Source organism: Arenibacter nanhaiticus, assembly GCF_900141935.1.
In the GTDB taxonomy this organism is placed as follows: Bacteria; Bacteroidota; Bacteroidia; order Flavobacteriales; family Flavobacteriaceae; genus Arenibacter; species Arenibacter nanhaiticus.
The window spans coordinates 36,238-59,580 of sequence record NZ_FQYX01000026.1; the positions used below are offsets into that span (position 1 = coordinate 36,238).

The 23,343-nt window shown below is 33.6% G+C and carries 19 protein-coding genes and 1 pseudogene; 17 read left to right on the plus strand and 3 right to left on the minus strand.

Translation table 11 applies throughout. The annotated features are described in order from the left end of the window. Positions 1-43: 43 nt before the first annotated feature. Complete coding sequence (locus BUA16_RS14110) at positions 44-817, minus strand: formyl transferase (protein WP_072765402.1); 774 nt, start codon at positions 815-817, stop codon at positions 44-46. Continuing rightward, entirely contained in the window at positions 810-1,805 is a 996-nt protein-coding gene (locus BUA16_RS14115) for a polysaccharide deacetylase family protein (RefSeq protein ID WP_072765403.1), read from the minus strand. The genes BUA16_RS14110 and BUA16_RS14115 overlap by 8 nt, the downstream gene beginning before the upstream one ends. A 359-nt stretch (positions 1,806-2,164) precedes the next feature. On the opposite strand from BUA16_RS14115, the gene BUA16_RS14120 reads away from it, so the two are divergent. The 17 genes from BUA16_RS14120 to BUA16_RS14200 all read left to right on the plus strand — a co-directional run bounded on the left by BUA16_RS14120 (position 2,165) and on the right by BUA16_RS14200 (position 23,031). After that, positions 2,165-3,334, plus strand: a complete 1,170-nt coding sequence (locus tag BUA16_RS14120; RefSeq protein WP_072765404.1) for an IS4 family transposase — start codon at positions 2,165-2,167, stop codon at positions 3,332-3,334. Positions 3,335-3,843: 509 nt separating this feature from the next. Beyond that, complete coding sequence (locus BUA16_RS14125) at positions 3,844-4,884, plus strand: NAD-dependent epimerase (protein WP_072765405.1); 1,041 nt, start codon at positions 3,844-3,846, stop codon at positions 4,882-4,884. 165 nt (positions 4,885-5,049) lie between these two features. After that, complete coding sequence (locus BUA16_RS14130; protein ID WP_072765406.1) at positions 5,050-6,033, plus strand: SDR family oxidoreductase; 984 nt, start codon at positions 5,050-5,052, stop codon at positions 6,031-6,033. Positions 6,034-6,038: 5 nt separating this feature from the next. After that, positions 6,039-7,442, plus strand: coding sequence for a UDP-glucose dehydrogenase family protein (locus tag BUA16_RS14135; RefSeq protein ID WP_084668510.1), 1,404 nt, complete (start codon positions 6,039-6,041; stop codon positions 7,440-7,442). A 101-nt stretch (positions 7,443-7,543) separates the two neighbouring features. Continuing rightward, positions 7,544-8,824, plus strand: coding sequence for a nucleotide sugar dehydrogenase (locus tag BUA16_RS14140; protein ID WP_072765407.1), 1,281 nt, complete (start codon positions 7,544-7,546; stop codon positions 8,822-8,824). A 66-nt stretch (positions 8,825-8,890) separates the two neighbouring features. After that, positions 8,891-10,240, plus strand: coding sequence for a murein biosynthesis integral membrane protein MurJ (gene murJ / locus BUA16_RS14145; RefSeq protein ID WP_072765408.1), 1,350 nt, complete (start codon positions 8,891-8,893; stop codon positions 10,238-10,240). Positions 10,241-10,251: 11 nt separating this feature from the next. After that, complete coding sequence (locus tag BUA16_RS14150) at positions 10,252-11,319, plus strand: glycosyltransferase family 4 protein (RefSeq protein WP_072765409.1); 1,068 nt, start codon at positions 10,252-10,254, stop codon at positions 11,317-11,319. Further along, a complete protein-coding gene (locus tag BUA16_RS14155) occupies positions 11,320-12,480 on the plus strand; it encodes an O-antigen ligase family protein (RefSeq protein WP_072765410.1) in 1,161 nt (386 codons plus the stop codon). A 69-nt stretch (positions 12,481-12,549) separates the two neighbouring features. Beyond that, on the plus strand, positions 12,550-13,464 hold the full coding sequence (locus tag BUA16_RS14160; protein WP_072765411.1) for an ATP-grasp fold amidoligase family protein: 915 nt from the start codon (positions 12,550-12,552) through the stop codon (positions 13,462-13,464). Between the two features lie 50 nt (positions 13,465-13,514). Further along, positions 13,515-14,603 (plus strand): glycosyltransferase, encoded by a 1,089-nt coding sequence (locus BUA16_RS14165; RefSeq protein ID WP_072765412.1) that lies wholly within the window; start codon positions 13,515-13,517, stop codon positions 14,601-14,603. A 36-nt stretch (positions 14,604-14,639) separates the two neighbouring features. Beyond that, entirely contained in the window at positions 14,640-15,764 is a 1,125-nt protein-coding gene (locus tag BUA16_RS14170) for a glycosyltransferase family 1 protein (protein WP_262482963.1), read from the plus strand. Beyond that, positions 15,740-17,644, plus strand: coding sequence for an asparagine synthase (glutamine-hydrolyzing) (asnB, locus tag BUA16_RS14175; RefSeq protein WP_072765414.1), 1,905 nt, complete (start codon positions 15,740-15,742; stop codon positions 17,642-17,644). Before BUA16_RS14170 ends, asnB begins: the two co-directional genes overlap by 25 nt. A gap of 1 nt (position 17,645) precedes the next feature. Next, positions 17,646-18,800 carry a glycosyltransferase family 4 protein gene (locus tag BUA16_RS14180; RefSeq protein ID WP_072765422.1) on the plus strand — a complete coding sequence of 385 codons (1,155 nt, stop codon included), beginning with the start codon at positions 17,646-17,648 and terminating at the stop codon, positions 18,798-18,800. A 114-nt stretch (positions 18,801-18,914) separates the two neighbouring features. After that, positions 18,915-19,514, plus strand: coding sequence for a formyltransferase family protein (locus tag BUA16_RS14185; RefSeq protein ID WP_072765415.1), 600 nt, complete (start codon positions 18,915-18,917; stop codon positions 19,512-19,514). A gap of 189 nt (positions 19,515-19,703) precedes the next feature. After that, positions 19,704-20,336 (plus strand): sugar transferase, encoded by a 633-nt coding sequence (locus BUA16_RS14190; protein WP_072765416.1) that lies wholly within the window; start codon positions 19,704-19,706, stop codon positions 20,334-20,336. Positions 20,337-20,407: 71 nt separating this feature from the next. Further along, positions 20,408-21,637 carry a GNAT family N-acetyltransferase gene (locus BUA16_RS14195; protein ID WP_072765417.1) on the plus strand — a complete coding sequence of 410 codons (1,230 nt, stop codon included), beginning with the start codon at positions 20,408-20,410 and terminating at the stop codon, positions 21,635-21,637. Between the two features lie 194 nt (positions 21,638-21,831). Beyond that, the gene (locus BUA16_RS14200) at positions 21,832-23,031 is read left to right on the plus strand and encodes a GNAT family N-acetyltransferase (RefSeq protein ID WP_072765418.1); all 1,200 of its coding nucleotides are present in this window, start codon (positions 21,832-21,834) and stop codon (positions 23,029-23,031) included. A gap of 167 nt (positions 23,032-23,198) precedes the next feature. On the opposite strand, the pseudogene BUA16_RS18985 reads toward BUA16_RS14200, so the two are convergent. Continuing rightward, a pseudogene (locus BUA16_RS18985) lies at positions 23,199-23,343 on the minus strand (IS481 family transposase); the annotation flags it as partial.

Genomic DNA, 23,343 nt, shown 5'->3' on the forward strand with positions numbered 1-23,343 from the left:
TTTCTATTTATAAGAAATAATGATTATAGCTTCTACCCAAGAGTTATTTAACGCCCTTTGTAATTCTTACATAAAGATATTGCCACAAGGTGGGATGATACCATAGTTTACTTTCCAAATCTCTTTTTACTGGCAAAATATTATCGTTTAGAATATCTTTTAAGGCCAATTTCATACATGTAATACCTTCAGCCAATTGCAAATATGGATAGGTAATGAAATTATCCTGAGGGGTTACCTTAATAATCCCTTGGCGTAAAATACCTCCGGTATCAATACCAGCATCGACCAAATGTACCGTTACACCACAATTATCCTTATCATCACTGGCCAAAGCCCAATACCCTCCATGAACTCCTCTATATTTTGGGGTGATGCCAACATGGGTGTTCACAAAGGTTGCTCTTATCCCGTTGAGTATTTTTTTTGAAATAATTTCTGTTCCATTAACGATGATAATATCTGGATTTAATCGTTTCAACACCTTTAAACATTCATCAGAATTAACAGATGGTACGTCTATTAAAATATTTTTATTAATATCCTCTTCAGACAACTGTAAATTTCTCTTTAATTCTTCTACTCGTGCTTTAGAAAAGACATTTAATAGGCGTACACAACATATCTGAAAAAGGATCTGTCCAATTAATTTAGAGTACCCTAAACGTTTTGCGCGACGTTTTAAAAAATTCACTCGACCTTTTGAGGTATAACCAGCCCTGAGGACATTCATGATTTCAAATTCATCCTTTAATCCATTATACATGAATTTTGCCGATTGTCCATGCCCTACCAACATTACGATCTTTTTATTCATGGTTTATTTGTATTTTTTCAGCAAAGCCACCCATGGTTATACTTTCAAAACCATATTGTTCGTTCAGTTTTTTATAATGAACTAAAATGTCTTCTAAAAAATTAAAATTCTCATCTTGTTTACTCCCAAAATTATGAGGGTGCCACCAAAGGTGGTATAAAAGATTGTTTTTTGCAGCGAAGGTCATGCTATCCAGAATTCGTTTTTTCCTAAAGCTTTCTAGAGCCCTTAAGCCTGGAGCGTAAGGCCTTAAAAACCTACTAGAAGGAATATTATAGGGCTTACTTTTAGTGATATCCTCTAGGGAGTAGCAGTGGTGTCCTGTTAGATTTATATAAGAATCTAATAAGCGAAAAGCTTGTTTGCTCTTATATTTTAATTTAGAAACCCCCTTTTCCGCTCTATAACACCAAGCGATTTCATTTCCCCTATAAGCCAAGATCCTGTGTTCTTCACAAACTTTCAAATACTCCTCATTAAACATATTTCTAGGAAAAATCAAGCTTTTATAACATATACCAACATGGTTTCCTATACTAATTGCTGATTTTATATCGCTTCTAAAATCTTCAATAGTTTGCCCCTCAGCGTTGCAGTAGTAATGAGAAAAAGTATGGGTTGCGATCTCATGGTTTGGATATTTTCTAATCAGATTAATCAAATCGGATGCATAATGATATTTATCCTCGGCCTCAGAGTCCTTAACTAGATGAAAATGCCCATTATAAGGAGATAAGTTTGGGTTTTTATATTGTGGTTTTCTTTTTGGAAAGAATTTCATTAAGCCTTCCTTATCAGAAGCCAATAAGAATCCTACAGTTGCAAAAGTTGCAGAGACTTCATACTTTTCAAAAAGATCTAACATCCTTGGAATAACCTTCCATACACCCAAAATATTTTCGCCATACTCAGCTATCGTTTTTTCATCCCTCATTCCCCATAATAGCTCAAAATCTAATGAAATAACAAACTTTCCTGTATTGTTCATGGTATAATTTTCTTTTATTCCCAGCTACATATTAACAATTTGAATTTCGCGATACCAAATGATTTTAAAGGTTAAAACCTTAACAATCAAACATTACAATTGAAGCAATTTTTTTAATCACATATCTAGTAGAACGTTGAAAGAAAAGTTTCACTTTAAAAAAGTTTTAGCTTCCATATCCATAAATCGTTATTGTATACAGATAAATGTAAATGAATAATTTCATTTCGGAGATAAATTCGGCTAAAGCAACCCTTTTCTAGATTTAATACCAATAGCGTCCTAAACGTTTAAAAAAGGAAGGGAGTTTTGTAACTCAAAGTTATCTTTGAGGTGCGAAACAAAAATCAACCCTTCCCATGACAAATATAACCCTGTTTTCACAGATAATTAAAAAACTTGAGCGTTCTTCTTTCAATAAAATGGTCAGGGAAAAGCAAACGGACAAGCATTCCAAAGGATTTAATAGCTGGACCCATTTGGTCTCGATGCTTTTCTGCCAGTTTGCCAAGAGCCAATCCGTCCGTGATATCAGCAACGGGCTCCGCTCGGCCACCGGTAACTTGAACCATTTGGGAATAGAGAGGGCTCCGTCCAAATCCACGGTCAGCTATCAAAACCAGAGACGGGACTGGGAACTTTTCAGGGATTATTACTATAAACTGCTCCAAACATTAGGACAGCATGCCTATCGCAAGCGTGTAAAATTCAGGATCAAATCAAAGATATTCCTGCTGGACTCCACTACCATAAGCCTTTGCCTAAGCCTTTTTGATTGGGCGAAATACAAGACGGCAAAAGGTGCCATAAAGATGCATACACTTCTGGATTATGATGGGCATCTGCCGGCCTATGTGAACATTACAGATGGAAAGACGGCGGATAACAAGGGTGCTTATGACATACCGCTGTTAAAACAGAGCGTCATTGTTGCCGACCGGTTCTACAATGATTTTTCCCTGCTCAAGGTCTGGGACAGCAACCAAGTGTTTTTCGTTATTAGGCATAAAGAAAACATCCAGTTTAAAAGCATTAAGGAGAACGAACTCCCCGACGATAGGCACGGGCATATTCTAAAGGATGAGATCATTGAACTCACGGGGTACCGATCGTCCCAGAAATACTCCAAGCGGCTTAGAAGGGTCGCTATATGGGACGATGAGAACCAGCAGGAAATAGAACTCATCACCAACCAAAAGACTTGGACAGCAAACACGATAGGTGAACTTTACAAGGCGCGTTGGCAGATAGAAATATTTTTCAGGGAAATAAAACAGTTGCTACACATTAAGTCTTTCGTGGGCACATCGGAAAATGCGGTAATGATCCAAATATGGACAGCCTTGATTACAATCCTCGTCCTAAAGGCATTGAAGGCGATAGGGAAATACCCCTGGCACTTATCGAATCTGGTTTCTTTTATAAGATTGAACCTTTTTGTCAAGATAGACCTTCAAAAATGGCTCGACGAGCCTTTTGTCGAGCCAAAACCGCCGCCCGGAAATCTACGACAGGGGGTCTTATTTTGAAAAAGGAAAGAAATAATCTGAAAAGAACAGTAAAAATGGTAGTTTTAGAACTGCCTGAAATCGTTTAGGACAGTATTGATTTAATACCCAAAAATTCTAACCCTAAGGAAATAAGACCAAATAATTAAACATTAGAGATTTGTATATTTACAAGTACTTAATGCAATTCGATCATTTTAATCCTTAACCAAAGTCATTAATCATACCTTTCGTTAACTTTTAAAAAATTCAATTAATTAAACCCATCCAATAAACGTTAGAAAATTTTGACCAAACCTATGTAAGGATCATATATCTCAACGAGAAATTGTTTAAAATAAAATAAATCATGACCTTTAATTTTTTTGTTCAACATAGACTTCTTTCTTAAACATTTATAGGAACTTCCACAGTATGCAAAACAGAATAGAATCATGGACAAAGAAATTATTTATTGAAAGACTTTTTGATAATATTTTAAAAGAAGATTTCTTTGTAATAGTTAGGTTTATAGATCTAAAATAAAATAAATGAAAATACTAGTAACTGGTGCAGCAGGTTTTATAGGATTCCATGTTTCCCTATCTCTTATATATAAAGGCCATAAAGTAGTAGGGCTAGATAATATAAATGACTACTATGATGTTAACCTTAAATATGCCCGTTTAAAAGAGTTGGGAATTTCCAGAGAAAATGCGGAAAAATTCGGCGAAATCAATGTCAGTGAAACACATCCCAATTCTTTTTCCTTTATACGTCTTAACCTAGAGGATCGCGAGGCGCTACCCCAACTATTCCAAACTGAAAATTTTGACGTGGTAAGCAACCTTGGGGCACAAGCTGGGGTTCGTTACAGTCTAGAAAATCCGGAAACTTACATAGACAGTAATATTGTTGGATTTCTAAATATTTTAGAATGTTGTAGGCACCATAAAATTAAACATTTGGTATATGCTAGTAGTTCTAGCGTTTATGGTTTAAATAAAAAAATTCCCTTCGAAACTTCAGATAATGTAGACCACCCCATAAGCCTTTATGCCGCTACTAAAAAAAGTAATGAACTTATGGCCCACACCTATAGTCATCTATATGATTTCACGACTACAGGTCTTCGTTTTTTTACCGTTTATGGTCCATGGGGAAGACCAGATATGGCCATGTTTTTATTCACAGATGCTATGGTGAAAGGAAAACCAATTAAAGTATTTAATGAGGGAAAAATGGAGCGGGATTTTACTTATATTGATGATATTACAGAGGGAGTAGTCCGAATTTTAGAAAAAGATACCGTCGATAGGATTGAAAAAGGTGAAAATTATAAAATCTATAATATAGGTAATAACAACTGTGTCAAGCTATTGGATTTTATTGAATGTATCGAACAAAATTTAGGTATAACAGCGAACCGAAATTTACTTCCTATGCAACCTGGTGATGTTGAAAAAACCTGGGCCAATGTTGATGATTTAATAAAAGATTACGACTACCGACCCAACACCTCTATAAATAAAGGGGTAGCAGCCTTTATAAATTGGTATAAAAAATATTACCAACTTGCCCCAAATTGTTAGTACCTGAAACTACAAAGGGATAATTAACTTTGTTAAACCGGATTTAAGAGGATTGAATTCAAGTCAAGAATCCAATTCATCGGAGTTTATGAGTACTTGAAACAAAAAAAAGGAGTTTATTATAAGTAATCTCCATATTTGTTTAATAATAAAGGAATAAAAAATATGAATCTAAATTCTGATTACCATATTCTTGTTACTGGAGGAGCAGGCTTTATTGGCTCTAACTTATGTGAAGCCCTCTTGAAAAATGGGAATACGGTTAGCTGTTTGGATAATTTTTCGACAGGAAAGCGGGAAAACCTGACGCATTTGCTTTCCAATCCTAAATTTTCGCTTTTCGAAGGAGATATTCGAATTTTAGAAGATTGTCACAAAGCTTGTAAAGGTGTTGATTATATTTTACATCAGGCCGCTTTGGGATCTGTCCCTAGGTCTATCGATGATCCTATAACCAGTAATGATGTCAATGTATCAGGGTTCCTAAATATGCTAGTGGCCGCTAGAGATGCAAAGGTAAAACGGTTTGTTTTTGCAGCAAGTTCCTCAACCTATGGGGATTCTAAAAGTTTACCCAAAACTGAAGATCACATTGGAAAACCATTATCTCCCTATGCCATTACCAAATATGTGAATGAATTATATGCCGATATCTTTAGTAAAACATATGGACTAGAAACTGTTGGTTTGCGCTATTTTAACGTATTCGGTCGAAAACAGGACCCTAAAGGTGCTTATGCTGCCGTGATTCCTAAATTTGTGATGCAATTAATGAATTATGAATCTCCGGTAATTTATGGCGATGGTTCTTTTTCCCGAGATTTTACTTATATAGATAATGTAATCCAAATGAATATTCGGGCTATCAGCAGTAATAATAAAGAAGCCGTTAACACCGTGTATAATGTTGCCTATGGGGAGCGAACGGATCTTAATGAATTAGTAGGACTATTAAAAGAATATTTAAGCGAATACGATTCTAAAATCGCTGAAGTACAAATCAAATATGGCCCTACAAGACAGGGCGATGTCCCCCACTCTTTGGCGTCTATTGATAAGGCTAAAACCCTATTGGGCTACGATCCCAAATACGATATAAAAAAAGGATTAAAAGAGTCCGTACATTGGTACTGGGCCAATTTAAAATAAACTAAATGAATTTAACTGTTGTTGGAACTGGCTATGTTGGCCTTGTAAGTGGTACTTGTTTTGCCGAAATGGGAAACACGGTGACCTGTATTGATATCGATTCTAAAAAAATCAATAATTTAAAGAAAGGAATCATCCCCATTTATGAACCGGGCCTAGAGGCCATGGTGATGCGGAACGTTCAAAACAAAACATTACAATTTAGCACTGATTTAAGCGTGCATTTAGACAAAATCGATGTCGTTTTTATTGCCGTTGGCACCCCTATGGGTGATGATGGTTCTGCAGATTTGCAATATGTGTTACAAGTAGCCAAGGAAATCGGCCGGCATATGACGCATCCTATGATCATAGTAGACAAATCTACCGTTCCTGTTGGCACTGCCGATAAAGTAAAAAGAACTATTCAGGAAGAACTTAATATAAGAAAGCTATCCATAGACTTTGATGTGGTGTCTAATCCCGAATTTTTAAAAGAAGGAGATGCAATAAACGATTTTATGAAACCAGACCGGGTGGTCATAGGAGCGGACAATGAAGAAGCTGCAAAAAAAATGAGGACACTTTATAGTCCTTTTTTTAGAAGCAGTGCAGACAGATTAATTCTTATGGATGTCCGTTCGGCTGAAATGACTAAATATGTAGCTAACGCCATGTTGGCCACTAAGATTTCCTTTATGAACGAAATTGCTAATATATGTGAGCTAGTAGGCGCTGATGTGAATAAGGTTCGTATCGGGATAGGGTCGGATAGCAGAATAGGATATAGTTTTATTTATCCGGGTAGCGGTTATGGGGGTTCTTGCTTTCCGAAAGATGTAAAAGCACTAAAAAGAACCGCGGAAGAACACGGATATACAGCTAATTTGATTAGTTCTGTTGAAACAGTTAACGATAAACAAAAATTAATCATAGCCCAAAAGGTAGTTAAGAGATTTGGAGAGGATTTAAAAGGAAAGACCTTTGCCATATGGGGCTTGGCATTTAAACCCGAGACAGATGATATGCGTGAAGCTCCAGCCATCTATACTATAAGAGAATTAACCAATCGAGGGGCAAAAATACAGGCATATGATCCCAAGGCTATGGATGAAGCTAAGGATTTTTATTTAAAAGACATTAAAAGCATTTCCTATCACAGCTCTAAATACGAAACACTTCAAAATGCAGATGCCATGATTCTGTTAACCGAATGGAAAGAATTCAGGTCTCCAGATTTTGAAGAGATAAAAGTGCAGTTAAAGCAGCCTATTATTTTTGATGGAAGAAACCAATACAACGATACCCAAATGGATGAACTAGGGATCGAATATTTTCAAATAGGAAAACAAACCTATTCTAAATCAAATTCTAGTTCCCCTAAATTACATGATAACAATTTAGAAGCCGTAGCCCTTAAAAAGTCTTAGGTCTTTAGCTTTTAATATTATGGATGTTGGCAATAGTCCGCTTCACCAAAAACTGATTTTTAAATAACTTAGATACCAACCACTTTAAATTATATCAAACTATGAATACGACCAAAATTGCAATTCTAGGACTAGGTTATGTAGGTTTACCTTTGGCACGATTATTCGCTACAAAATTCCCAGTTGTTGGGTTTGATATTAACGAAAAAAGAATTGATGAATTACGTTCGGGAATAGATAAAACCCTAGAGGTAGAAGATGAGCTTTTACAAGAAGTCCTTTGTGCGTCTACAGATATGACCAAGGGGCTATATTGTACCAATCACTTAGAAGACATTGCAGATTGTAACTATTACATCATTACTGTTCCCACCCCGGTAGACAGTACTAACCGACCTATTTTAACCCCATTATACAAGGCCAGTGAAACCGTAGGAAAGGTTCTTAAAAAAGGTGATGTTGTAATTTATGAATCTACCGTATACCCTGGGGTTACGGAGGAAGAGTGTGTTCCGGTTTTGGAAAATATAAGTGGACTTAAATTCAATATCGATTTTTTCGCCGGCTATTCCCCAGAACGTATCAATCCTGGAGACAAGGAACATACGGTCGAAAAAATAATGAAGGTAACCTCAGGATCTACTCCCGTAATAGGCAAAAAGGTAGATGACTTATACGCTTCGGTTATTACCGCAGGCACACACTTGGCACCTACTATCCGGGTAGCAGAAGCCGCCAAGGTCATAGAAAATTCTCAACGAGATATCAATATTGCCTTTGTAAATGAACTAGCAAAAATTTTTAATTTAATGGGGATAGACACCCATGATGTATTGGAGGCTGCTAGTACCAAATGGAACTTTTTACCTTTTAAACCTGGCTTGGTTGGCGGACACTGTATAGGTGTAGATCCTTATTATTTAGCACAAAAAGCTCAGGAATATGGCTATCATCCGGAAATTATTCTTGCTGGTCGAAGAATGAACGATGGGATGGGGAAATATGTAGCATCGGAAGTGGTTAAATTAATGGTACAAAATGATATTAAGGTCAAAGGATCGAATATTTTAGTGCTTGGTATAACCTTTAAGGAAAATTGCCCTGATGTGCGAAATACTAAGGCCGTCGATGTCATTAATAACCTAAAAAGTTACGGCGCACTAATTACAACCTATGATCCATGGGCATCTCCCGAGGAAGTAGCACATGAGTACAATTTAAAAACAACACAACAATTACCAAATGAAAAATTCAATGCCATTGTTTTAGCGGTTGGACATAATTCATTTCTAAACATTGACCTATCGGCTATGCTTATAAAAAACGGGGTATTGTATGATGTAAAAAGCGTTTTAAATGGAAGAGTAAGTGCTAGGTTATAATATAAAAGCAAATTAAAATCCATTTTGTTCAATCTGCCAAAAAACTAATTTATAGATGAATACTAGATGATTCCGCTGTTTCTCAAAACAATTAATAACAAACTTATTGGTCTGGGTAAAAATCCCATTATCAGGAATATGTTATTAGTGGGATCTATCTCATTTCTCATTAAAATAGTTTCATTTTATAAAGAAACAATTGTTGCTTCATTATTTGGTCTATCAGAATTATTAGACACTTACTATATTGCCATATTAATCCCTTCCTTTATTCAAAATGTATTTATTGGATCTTTAAAAAATTTATTTATTCCCAATTATATTAATGAAATAAATACAACAAATGATAAAGGAAGTTTTCAAACTTTCACTTTTTATTCCATTACTGTACTAATTGTTATTTTAACAATTGTAGCGCTTGTCTTATCAGAATTTTTTCTTGAATATGTTTTCCCTGGTCATAACGAGAGTTACTATAATTTAATACGTACGCAACTCTATTATGTACTACCTTGTTTATTCTTATGGGGTTATACCGGTTTTTTAAACGGATTACAAGAAATAAATAACAATTTCTTTGCTTCAACAATAGCTCAAATATTTTTACCCGTTGTCACCATTGTATGTTTGATCTTCTCTAAAGATCATTTTGGAGAGATGGTTTTGGTTATAGGCTTACTACTGGGTAGTATAACAAGTTTTTTATACACCTTAACAACTAGTTTACTGAATAAGATAATCATTTTAGGAGCTTTGAGAACCAATGACAACATTATTGCCATGTTCAAGCAGTACCCTTCCAAGACTACTTCTGGACTACTTACGGGTATAAACCCGTTTGTAGATCAATTCTTCGCAGCTCAGTTAGTAACGGGATCGATAGCGGCTATGAATTACGGAATAAAGATTCCTGCTTTCACAGTTGGAATTCTTATGATATCAATAGGAAATGTTATATTACCACACTTTTCTAGGCTTATCAACATTGACCTACAGAAAGCCTATTTTCAGCTTTATAAAATATTGAAAATCATATTTTTAAGCAGTTTATTAGTTACCATAGTAACCATTATTTTTTCCGAAAACATCATTCAAATTTTATTTGAACGAAACGAATTTACTTCGGAAGACACCTACATTGTTTCCAATATTCAAAAACTCGCCTTGATTTACGTACCTTTTTACCTGTGTACATTGGTTTGTGTTAAATTCTTGACCTCCATAAATGAAAATAAATTTATGGCATGGATTTCCTTTTGGAACTTACTATTAAACCTAATAATGAATTATGTTTTAGTGCAATATTATGGAGTTTACGGACTTGTTTTAAGCACCACCATAGTTTACATTATTTGTAGCATCATATACGTTTACTACACGTACACTTTATTCAAAAAAAATAGTATTAGTAATTAAATACTAAGGATATGAAAATCGATTTTATAGTAAGTTCTTTGATTGGGGGAGGCGCTGAACGTGTACTAGTTCTTCTCGCAGCCCATCTTCTACAAAAAGGACATAGTGTATCCATAATTACATTTAATAAAGGAGAAGACTTTGAAATCGACCCTGGCATCCATAGAATTCGTCTTCACGATGGAGGAATAAAAAATCACACACTTCGAAGCCTCAATAATTTATATAAATACTATAAAGTAAAAATTAACCGTCCCGAAATCGCAATATCCTTTATTACGGCCACCAATCTTATTGCCATCATAGTTGCAAAATACTTCAAAATACCCATAATATGTTCAGAGCATATCAACCACTTGCAAAAAGGGAATTATATAACCAAGTTCACCCGTTCTATTGCCTATAGATTTGCGGATAGAGTCACTGTATTAACTACCTTTGATAAACCTTATTATGAAAAAAAAGGGATAAAGGTAACCGTTATGCCAAACCCATGTACTTTTTCACCCATAAAAACTTACAACCCAAAAAGAGATAAAATTCTTTTAGCCATCGGTAATTTAGACCGATATTATCATAAAGGCTTTGATAATTTAATTCAACTGATACATCCTGTTTTAAAAAGTAATAAGGATTGGAAATTAAAAATTATCGGAGGTGGTGATGACGGTATGCAGTTTTTAAAAAAAAAGGTCGAGCAATTGCTAATGACCGATCAGATAATCTTTACTGGTTTCCAATCTGATATAAATTCAATCTTAACAAAATCCCAAATATTCATTCTCTCCTCTCGTTTTGAAGGTTTGCCCATGGTGCTTTTAGAAGCCATGTCGCAAGGAGTCACTTGTATCGCCTTTGATTGTGTTTCAGGGCCATCCGATATAATTCGACAGGGAGAAAACGGTCTTTTAATTGAAAACCAGAACCAAAATGCCATGGCCGATGGTATTGGTTCCTTAATTAATAATAAAGAATTAAGAACAACATTGGCCCAAAACGCCATTACCAGTATAGATCAATACCACATCGACAGAATCATTACAAAATGGGAAGAATTGTTTAATGTTTTAAAAATCTAAATGAAAAAGCTAGGCATCATTTTTTTTCTCTATGGTTTTATTGTTAGTATCCTGAATATTCAACAATTTTTAACCCATTATATATCAACAGGTGTAGGACAAAACTTTGCATATCTAAATTTAGTTTTGCTCGTTTTAGGGTCGTTAATCTTTTTAAAAGAAGATGGGGTGTACTCAACTACAGCTAAAACCTGGATATTTTTTTATATCACGTATTATGCTTTTGGCTTAGTGGCAAGCATTACTTTTGACAGGCTCGATTATATTCCTCAGACCATTGTTCCGGTAGTTTATTTTTTTGGTTTCTTCATTTTTTTTAAAACAAAAAAAAACCAAAAGATATTTTTTAACACCTTATTAGTAACCTTATTCATTTCTTCAGTTTTTTTGGTTGTATTTTATCATATAGGGTATGATGTTGGATCTTTTGGACCTAAAAAATATGGTATTGACAGAGCCGAAGGGCTTTTTGGAGATGCCAATAACAGTGCGCTTATTGCCATTATAACCTATATTCTATTTCATAAATTTTACAATCCTAAGCTATACCTTATAAAATTTATGGTATTAGTTTTTATAGCGTATTCGATATTTTTAACATTCTCTACTACTGGTTTGTTCATTTTCGTTTTAGTAAATCTCTTAATAAACTATAAGTTTTTTACTAAGGAAAGAATATTTATCGCCCTTTTCCTTCTCCCTATTTTATATTTTGGAATTATTAACTTAACTCAGATTGCAAGTAGTTTTAATTTGAGGGAAGCTCAATATTTAAAAGTTAAGAATTTAGAGAATCTACTCACCTTTAACTTAGAAGAAGTAGACAGCTCAGGAAGGACCGGTCTATTAAATACCCTATTGAATTTTGTGTATGAGAATCCTTTTATCGGAAATGGAATTGGATTTGGAAATACCATGCGAGGCCATAATACTATTGTGGGCATTTGGGCCGATGCGGGAATCGTCCCCCTTATAGCCTTCTTTATTTTATTAGGAGTCTATTTCAACAAAATAATAAGGTCTTCTGCCGAAAAAAGATATTATATTCTCGCTGTTTTCCTTACATTTCTAATATTTATGACCAGTTTACAAACGGTTATCAACCAACCTTATATCGTTTGTATATTTATTTATTTAGGCTATGTTTTAGATGAAGAATAACAGTTAAAAACTTGGTAATAAAAATCCTTTTATTTTAATAGCCTTATTATCAATCAAAAAACCAACGTTATGAAAAAGATCATTAAACATATTTATAATGAATCCAATATTGGATATTACCTAATTGAGCCTTTTTTAAAAACATATTACTTCCTTAAATACAGAACTAGCTCGGACAAGGCTTTTTTAAAAAAACAATTTAAAAACAATTTTGGATACCCAATCAACTTAGATCATCCGAAAACTTTAAATGAAAAAATTCTGTGGTTAAAATTAAATGACAGAACCCGTTTACATACCATATCTGCTGACAAGTTCGCTGTACGGGATTATATTAAAGAAAAAATTGGAAATGAATATCTTATTCCTATTTCCTTTATGACTAAAAATGTGAATGATATCACTCCAATGAATTTACCTGATTATCCTTGTATCATCAAAACCAATCATGATAGCGGAGGTGGGATTTTTGTTAGGGACAAAAAAAAACTCAACTACACAGAAACTAAAAAGTTGCTCAAAAGGCGTTTATCTAGGAACTATTATTACGCCAAAAAGGAGTGGCAATACAAAGACATTGAACCCTGTATCATAGTAGAAAAATTGCTTACCACTCCTGATGGCTGCATTCCTGCTGACTACAAATTCCATTGTTTTAATGGTAAGCTTGCATACATTCAAGTCGATTTGGATAGAGCTACCGACCATAAAAGAAACCACTATGATCCGGATTGGAATTTCTTAGATTTTAAGTGGATTTATGAAAATGGAAATCAGGTTGAAAGACCGGAAAGTTTAGAAAAAATGAAAGCTCTATCTGAAAAAATCGCTGAAGATTTTATTTATGTAAGAGTCGATTTGTACACCATAGATTCTAAAATATATTTTGGGGAATTAACTTTTCATTCAGAATCTGGATTAGGCAAATTTACGCCTGAAGTTTGGGACAAGAAATTAGGTGAAAAATTAGCCTTACCCCTATAATAACAAACCGCTATAACCAAGAACGAATTTATCAGCAACCATATTTTTATATGATCAAACGTAAATTAAAAATAGTTTTTATTATTCCTTCTCTAAAAGCTGGAGGTGCGGAACGGGTAATGTCATATGTAGCACAACATATAGATAGAACTATCTTTAATGTTACCCTTTTGGTTATTGGTTACAAAAAAGATTGCCAATATCAAGTCGACAATATTAAAGTTGTTTTTTTGAATAAACCCAGAGTCCTAAAATCTATTCCAAATCTCTTTGTCTTTTTATTTAAAAATCCCCCTGATATTGCCATAAGTGCGATAGGACATTTAAATACGGTAATGGGCTTATTATCTATATTTTTCCCTACATCTAAATTTGTTGCACGGGAAGTTAATGTCAATAGTGTTTTAAAAGAGTACTCCGAAAATAAACCTATAAAATGCTTTAGTCTTCTATCCCTAATCAGTAAAAAACTAATAGATAAAATAGTTTGCCAGTCTAATGATATGGCCAAGGACATGGTTCTTAACTTTAAGGTTAATCCAGATAAAATTATAGTTATTAATAACCCAATTACGGATAATTTTAAGGTAAAAAAAGAGGATCATTCACTTCCAAAAGTTTTTTTTAAATTTATTACCATTGGAAGATTAGCAAAACAAAAGGGACATCTTAGAATATTAGAAGTATTAAAAGAATTAGATTTTCCCTTTCACTATACCATTATTGGTGATGGTCCTGAAAAGGAAAATATTTTTGACACAGCAAAAAAATATGGGCTATCGAATTATATTACCCATATTCCATACACCAAAAATGTTGAAGAATACTTAGTACAAAGCGATGTATTTTTACAAGGCTCTTATGTTGAAGGGTTTCCTAATGCTCTTTTAGAGAGCTGTGCGGTAGGCACTCCGGTTATCGCTTTCCAAGCACCCGGAGGAATAGATGAAATTATAACAGATGGCCTAAATGGATTTATCGCCGACTCTACAGTTGATTACGTTAATAAAATTAAATTATTAACCCAAAATTACCAAAACTGGAAGCCAAGTGTTGTGCGCAATTCTATATATAATAAATATAATTCAAATAAGATTCTAAAGGAATATGAAAATCTATTTGTCGAAATTTTAAATTAAATGTATCCAAAAAGAATTTTACATGTATTAACTTCTATGACCCGGGGAGGCGCCGAAAATATGGTTATGAATTATTACCGTGCCATAGATAGAACTAGGGTACAATTTGATTTTCTTTTACACAGAGATGAAAAGTCGGCTTTTGAAGACGAGATAATATCCTTAGGTGGGAAAATATATAAAATCCCTCCTATAACTCCAAAAAATTACTTTTTGCACCAAAAAGTATTAAACACCTTTTTTAAAAATCACCCTGAGTATCAAATTGTTCATTCACATCTAAACGCTTTGAGCTATTTTATTCTAAAAGCCTCAAAAAAAAGAGCAATCCCAATAAGAATAGCACATTCCCACACATCAATTGAACCATTTTATAAAAAAATATTTATTAAAAATACTGATTTAAAGACCACTGTTAAGGATACCATTCAATCAATTATAAGATATAAGGTACCCAAATATGCCACTCATTACTATTCTTGTGGTATCAAGGCTGGCAAATGGTTGTTTGGCTCGAAAAACAAAGAGGTAACCGTTATAAATAATGCTATTGATGCCTCGTTATTTACCTATGATCCTATAAAATCGTTAAAGGCAAAAAAAACTTTTAATATCAATGGAAAAATAGCAATCGGTCATGTCGGCAATTTTGTAGAAGCAAAAAATCATAGTTTTATAATTAAAATATTTCATGAATTACTTTTAATAAAAAATAATTTCGTCCTAGTATTAGTAGGTTACGGATATTATGGATCTAAAATAGAAAAGGAAGTTATAGCCTTAAAACTTGAACAGAATATATGTTATTTAGGCGTACGCGAAGATATTCCTAATATTTTACAGGCCTTCGATTTATTTTTATTTCCTTCATTATACGAAGGTTTACCTGTTACCTTAATTGAGGCTCAGGCATCCGGATTAAAAATAATAGCCTCCGACACTATTACTAAAGAGGTAGCTATCACTGAGCTCATTACTTTTTGTAGCCTACGAAAATCTGAAAAAGAATGGGCTGAACTAATTATAAAGAATTTAGAATACACACGTAGAAATACTTTCCAAGAAATTGTCGATGGCAACTATGACATATTTCAAAATTCGGAAAAATTACAGGAATTTTATTTAAACCAACCAACATGTGCGGAATCAATGGATTTATAATTAAAACCAACCAAGCAAACCAACATTTAGCCCAAGATGTGAATGACATGAATAACCTCATTACACATCGTGGCCCAGATGATGACGGTGTCTTTACCTATCACAATGATGGTTTCAGCATCGGTATGGGCATGAGACGGCTATCTATTATAGATTTAAGCTTAGGAAAACAACCAATATTTTCTGAAGACAAACAACTAGTTATCCTCTTTAACGGTGAAATATACAACTATTTAGATCTAAAAAATAAATTACAACAAAACGGAGTTCAATTCCTAACCAATAGTGATACCGAAGTAATTCTAAAATTATATGAACATGAAGGGGAATCATCGTTCAAAAAGTTAGACGGCATGTTCGCTTTTAGTATTTATGATAAAAAAAGAAACAAGCTTTTTATTGCCAGAGATTTTTTTGGTGAAAAACCTTTGTACTACACCTCTCATAATGATCAATTCGTTTGGGGGTCGGAACTAAAATCGGTGATAAATAAGCTTAAGCTGAAACCCAAAATTGATAAAAAAGGATTAAACCTTTTTTTTAGGCTTACTTACATTCCTGCTCCATTTACAATTTATAATGGTGTTTATAAACTAGAGGCCAATCATTATTTATCATACGACCTACTTACTCATGAATTCGTAATCATCCCGATTGAAAAACCTTCCAAAATCGTTCAAAATAAGAACTACTCTCTAAAAACTGCAAAAAAAGAAGTTAAAGAATTAGTATACGAAACGGTTTCAAGTAGATCTATTTCAGATGTGCCTTTAGGGACATTCTTATCTGGTGGTGTAGACTCGTCCATTGTTTCTTTATGTTTGGCACAAGAGAAATCGTCTCCTATAGATACCTTTTCAATTGGCTTCGAAAAAAAGGCCTACGATGAGACCGATAAGTCTAGAGTTGTTGCAAAACTTATCGGGAGCAACCATCATGAATTCATAATTGGAGAAAAAGATATTCAAAAAAATATTGAAGAAATCCTTTTAAACTTTGACGAACCCTTTGCCGACTCCTCGAGTTTGCCGACCTATCTTGTTTCCAACAGAACAAGTGATTATGTAAAAGTTGCATTGACCGGTGATGGAGGCGATGAAGTCTTTGGTGGTTACAACAAATATTATATGGGAAAAATGAATAACTATTATTCAAAATTTATTCCAGAGCCGTTTCATAATTTTATATCCGCTATCAGTTCCCCAATTTTAAAAACAAAAAGCGATAAAAGAAAACATTTGTTCAAGTTAGAACGATTATTAAACTCTATTAATTACAACGGGCAGTATTATTGGGATATTATTTCCCTTGGATATACCAAAAATAGCCTTCACCAATTCCTATTACCTGCTATTTTGGAAGATAATATCTTTGAATGGTATAAAAACAAAACCGGAATAGCGAATCCTACAAGTTTATCAGATTTTAGAACAATTGATAAGCATATAAGTCTAGAGGGTGATATGCTTGTAAAAGTTGATAGAACTAGCATGCTTAATTCCTTGGAATGTAGGGCACCATTTTTAAATAAAACACTATGGAATTATACCAATTCTCTTCCTGAAAGTTTATTGCTCAAGGGTTGGAATAAAAAATATATTTTAAAAGAAGCATTTAAGGACCAGTTTGACGACGGCTTTTTAGATAAAAGCAAAAGTGGATTTGGAGCACCTGTCGGAGATTGGTTAAGATCCTCATTAAAATCTGAATTAGAAAGCTATATAGATACCAATAAACTAGAGAATCAAGGTGTTTTTAATATTGATCCCACAAGAGAATTAATATTTAATCACTTGAATGCTAAAGCAGATAATACATTTAAGGTATGGACATTTTATTGTTTCCAAAAGTGGTACTATAATACTTACCAAAATCTTTAAAATGAAAAAAAAACTCATCAGAATCACAACCGTCCCCGCCTCCCTTGGAGGACTTCTCACTGGTCAGCTAAAATACGTGTCCGGAAACTATGAGGTGGTCGGTATTGCTTCCTATGAGAATGGATTATTGGACAAAATGGGGAAACAAGAAGGAATTCGGGTGATCCCCGTTGAAATGACACGTACCATATCTCCCCTAAAAGATTTAAAAGCAACTTGGCAGATCTATAAAATCTTAAAAAAAGAGAAACCCTTTATGGTCCATACCCATACTCCCAAAGCAGGTACCCTAGGAATGTTTGCTGCGTTTTTGGCCAGAGTACCTCATCGCATGCATACAATAGCCGGAATGCCTCTATTAGAAGCTAGAGGCAGTAAAAGATTATTGTTGGACTACGTTGAAAAAATCACCTATTCCTGTGCTACCATGATTTACCCCAATTCTTTTGGTTTAAAGGAAATCATAATACAAAATAAATATACCACCCCAAACAAAATAAAGGTTATTGGTAATGGTAGTTCTAATGGGATTGACACCAGTCAATTTGATCCTAAAACTGTTAATGAATCCGAAAAAGAAAAACTCCGTAAAAAATTGGGCATTGGTTTAAACGATATTGTCTATGTGTTCGTTGGTCGAATGGTTACCGATAAAGGTGTCAATGAATTAGTCTACGCCTTTTCTAAACTGAATACTTCTTATCAAAACACCAAATTAATACTGGTAGGCCCCTATGAAAAAGAACTTGATCCCCTATGGAAAGATACAGAGCAAATGATTTCATCCAATCCCAATATAATAGGAGTGGGTTACCAAACAGACGTACGTCCGTTTTTTGCTATTTCTGATGCCTTAACCTTCCCTAGTTACAGAGAGGGGTTTCCCAATGTGGTCATGCAAGCCGGAGCAATGGGCATCCCGTCTATAGTTTCGGATATTAATGGATGCAATGAAATCATAAAGGAAGGATTAAATGGTTTTATTGTTCCCGCTAAAAATATCGAGAAATTAGCCGACGCCATGGAACTTCTGTATAATAGAAAAAAAGAAAATATTTTATTTGATGAAAAGCAAATTCGTGAAATGATCGCCAAAAAATATGATAGACAAACGATTTGGGAAGAAGTCTTAAAGGAGTACAACTCCCTAAGGTAATTGTAGAGGTCTTTAATTGTTATTCAATAGAAACTTACGCTTAACTCTTGTCTTGTTTATAAAAAATATAACTTTTTCAAATTATGGCATTTAAATTAAAGCACACAAGTTTTCATGAAGAATTCTAAAATCGACACTAGTATCAACTGGGCCATCCTCTGTACTGGATGGGGCAGAAATGCTACGGATTTAATTGAAGCTTATACGAATGGAGCCTTAAAGGCCTCCAAAATAAAGGTTGTTATCTATGAAAGTGAACCCTGCGGCGCTGCTGAAATTGCTAAAATATATCGAATACCAACATTTCAAATTCAGCGTAAAGATTTTTCTTCCTCCTCTGAATATCAACAAAACATAATCCATGTTCTACAGAATCATAAAATTGATTTTTTATTCTTATTAAATTACAAGTACCTCATTCAAAAAGAGATGCTCTTAGCATTTCCTAAAAGGATTTTAAACATCCATCCTTCTTTATTTCCCAGTTTTTTAGGAACTAAAACTGCCATACAAGACGCTATTTCCTATGGCGTTAAAATAACAGGAATCACCACCCACATCATTGACCATGAATATGATAAGGGAATTATTATTTGTCAACATCCCATAAAAGTAAAATCTAATGATACTTTTGATTCCCTTTATCCAAAGTTTGTAAAAAACGGAATTAAAATAATATTAAAAACCATTCGGAAAATCGAAAAGAACATTTAAATCCCATATAGTTGTTTAAATAAAATGCTCCCTCCCTACTTCTAATTATTCGGATTGCAGTCCGAAGACACCACTTATCAAGAACAATCTATAATTCATCGGAATTAATCTACCGTAACGATAATTTCCTTTAAATTACCTTATAGTTCGTTCTGTTGAAAGGTACAAACACCCACATTCAAACCACTTATGTATAAGCGATTCTTTAAAAGAACTTTAGATCTTTTTCTGTCAACAATTGGATTCATAGTCCTTTTGCCGCTTTCATTTGTAATTTTTTTAGTACTGTATATTTCTAACGAAGGAAAACCAATTTTTCTTCAGCCCAGACCTGGTAAAAACGAAAAAATATTTTACATTTTTAAGTTTAAAACTATGAACGATAAAAAGGATTTACAAGGAAAACTACTTCCGGATGAGAAAAGAATCACCAAATTTGGTGCCTTTTTACGAAAAACATCTTTAGATGAAATTCCACAATTATTAAATATCATAAAAGGCGAAATGAGCCTTATAGGCCCACGCCCATTGCGAGTACGTTACCTTCCCTATTATACAAAGGAAGAACAACTTAGACATAGCATAAGACCTGGTATAACAGGTTTGGCTCAAATTTCTGGCAGAAATTTGTTGAATTGGGACGATCGTTTACAAAAGGATGTAGAATATGTTAAAAACATCTCCTTTGCTCTTGATTTTAAAATATTGGTACAAACATTTTTAAAAGTAATTGCCGCCAAAGATATTGCCTTGGATTCCGATTCAGGCATGATAGATTTTGATGTTCTACGTAAAGCGTCCATTCAAAACAAAGACAACTAAAGCAACTAGTTATTTCTTGTTTTAAGTGTAAAAGTGTTTTTAGAATAAGTTCACCTTAACTCAAAACATATATGAAAAACAATCCGTTTACTTCTCCAACATTTGTGACCACTTGGTTAAAACATTTTACGAGTTTTAAGGAACAATATTCGTTTAGTTTTATTGATGATTTATCCTTTATTAAAAATAAAAAACTCCCCGTATTCATCAATATTGGTAAAAATTGGACCAAGGCAATGTCTTATTCCATAAGTCCAGATCCTGAAAGTGTTCCTAAAAATAAGGTTCTTTTAATTTACGATATCCCAAACTATGTCATCCCAAATAAATTGACCGCCGGTGGCCCTATAAAGACTCATAAGGTAAGGCAATACGAAGGTTTTTTAGCAAACCTATCTGGTTTTAAAACCTTGGACGAATATATGCAAGATCGGTTCGATTCAAAAAGCAGGTATAATTTTAGAAAAAACAAGAAAAAGCTCACTCAATGCTTCCATATTAATGAATCCATATATTTTGGTTCTATAACCAAAGATGAATATGATGCTGTATTCAAAAGCTTTCATAGCCTGTTAAAAAAAACCTTTTTAGAGAAACAAGTCAGCACTAATATTTTGGAAAAATGGGATTATTACTACGAATTGGTATACCCCATGATCCTTGAAAAAAAAGCCTCCCTATATGTTTTGCGAAATGAAGATGAACCAATATGCATTGCTTTAAACTTCCATTCTGAAGACATTTCCTTCTTGTTTTTCTCTGTTTATGACAGTGATTATTCCAAATTTGGAATTGGTTATATGTCCGTTATGAAATGCATAGAATGGTGTATAGAAAACAATTTCAAAGGTTATGATTTTTCTAAGGGCTATTTTCATTATAAAAAAAGGTGGTCTAATGTAATTTACAATTTCGATTATCACATTTTATACGATTCAAAAAGCATAACCGCTAGCTTCCTGGCTTTTTTCATGTCCAATTATTTTAGATGGAAACAAATACTAAGGGAGAAAAATTTGAACAAAGCCTTCAATAAAGTACTATTTCATCTTAAAAACAAAGAAAAAATTGATGATAAATATCCAGGTTTTCAATTTGGACCCAAAACCGAATTAAGTGACTCACACCAATTTAACAAATTAAATTTCAAATCCTGCGAATATGCATTCTTACGAAAACCTATATATGAATTCATTTATAAAACCGGCTTTCACATAAAAGATATTAAGGTTACCGAATCTCAGGGCTCCTTTTGGGTAATAGGCCAAGATAAAATGCAAAAAATAATGATTAACAACTAAGTAATAACCGCTGAACCATTTATAATTAGCCAAACTTTCATTCTTAGGTTGAATCTGATAAAATTGTAAGATTAAAGGCAGATAAAGTGAACGCTTAAAAATAATAGGTTCATACTTTAAAAAAATTAGATAGCTCTAGTTAGGGAATGCCTGTAACTTGACCTACCTATTGATCACAATAAAAAAAGTCACTAATGGATACTCCCTTTAATTCGGACTGGTTTGTGAGTACATGGCTAAAACATTTTAAAAATTCCATTCCTCCCAAACAGTTTGAATTTATTAATGGAGTACGATTTTATAAACACAAATACTTGCCACTGTACACCAATATCGATAAGAATTTGACAAAAGGATTTGATTATACCATCGATCCCAAAAAAATAAAAAAAAGCAATAATGTATTTCTTATTTACGATATACCATCTTATTATAATACCCCTTCAATAAAAGATTTAAAGTATTTAAAATCTAATCATATACCCCAATACAATGGTTATTTAACCACAATAAAAAAATACAGTTGTATTGATAATTTCTTGGAATTAAACTTCAGCAAATCTGTGAGAAAGCTGCTCAGGAAACGTGAAAATCGTATAACGAAAAGTTTCAATATAAGTTCAAAAATGTTTTATGGTGCCATAGATATAAACTCTTATAATACTCTATTTGATAGACTTTTTGAATTACTAACCAAACGCTTTGAAGAAAAACAAACTAACTATCACATAATATCTAAATGGGATTATATCAAAGAATTAACATATCCTATGATACTAAACAAAGAAGCAGCTTTGTTTGTCATGTATGATGACTCTGAACCCATAGCCATGCAATTATGTTTCCAGCATCAAAAAAAATTAATTGGTGCTATTCCTGTTTATGATACGGACTATTCTAAATATGGCTTAGGAAATATATTAACGTTTAAGGTAATAGAATGGTGCATAAAAAATGATATGCACATATTTGATTCCTCTAAGGGAGATAATGGCATAAAGAAACAAATTAGCGACATTGTATATCGCTTTGAGTTTCATGTCTTATACAACCCCAGATCAGTTACCTCGAATTTGGTAGCCCTTAGTATTACCTCTCTTTTCAGAAGTAAACAATATTTACGTAAAAGAAACTTACATACTTATTATCACCTTACAAGATTTAAATTGGAAAAAATCTTGGGAAATCATCAACTCAATCAATTAAATTATGAGATTGTTAAGGAAGAATTCGACATTACAAAGGTGAAAGATATTTTGCCCATTAATTATAAGGAAAGAAAATTTTCGTTTTTAAACAGAATGGTTTGTGATTTTCTTTATTCTTCTCTCGAAAAGAAAGATGATGTGAAACTTTATAAAAATGTAATAGCTACGATTTCGTCTGACAGTTAAGAGTTTTTTTAGGCATTTTGACTCTTGGAATAATTTTGGTTTAGGGGCTCGTTTGGAGCCCCCTGACCATTCCAGTCGTCGGACAGGTTATTCCTGACAGGTTGGTCTCCACCAGAGCCTGTTTCCGCTTTACCTGCCTCTAATAAAGGTACAATTTTATCGGATTGTAAATCCAACATTTTTTCATCAGCCAAATATTTGCTGTCCAGTAGGGTCTGCATCGGTGTTTTTCCAAAACAGTGCTTTCCTGTGTGGGTTCTTTCATTATTGTAATACTGCAACCAGCCATCCAGATCTACCTGTATTTCTTCA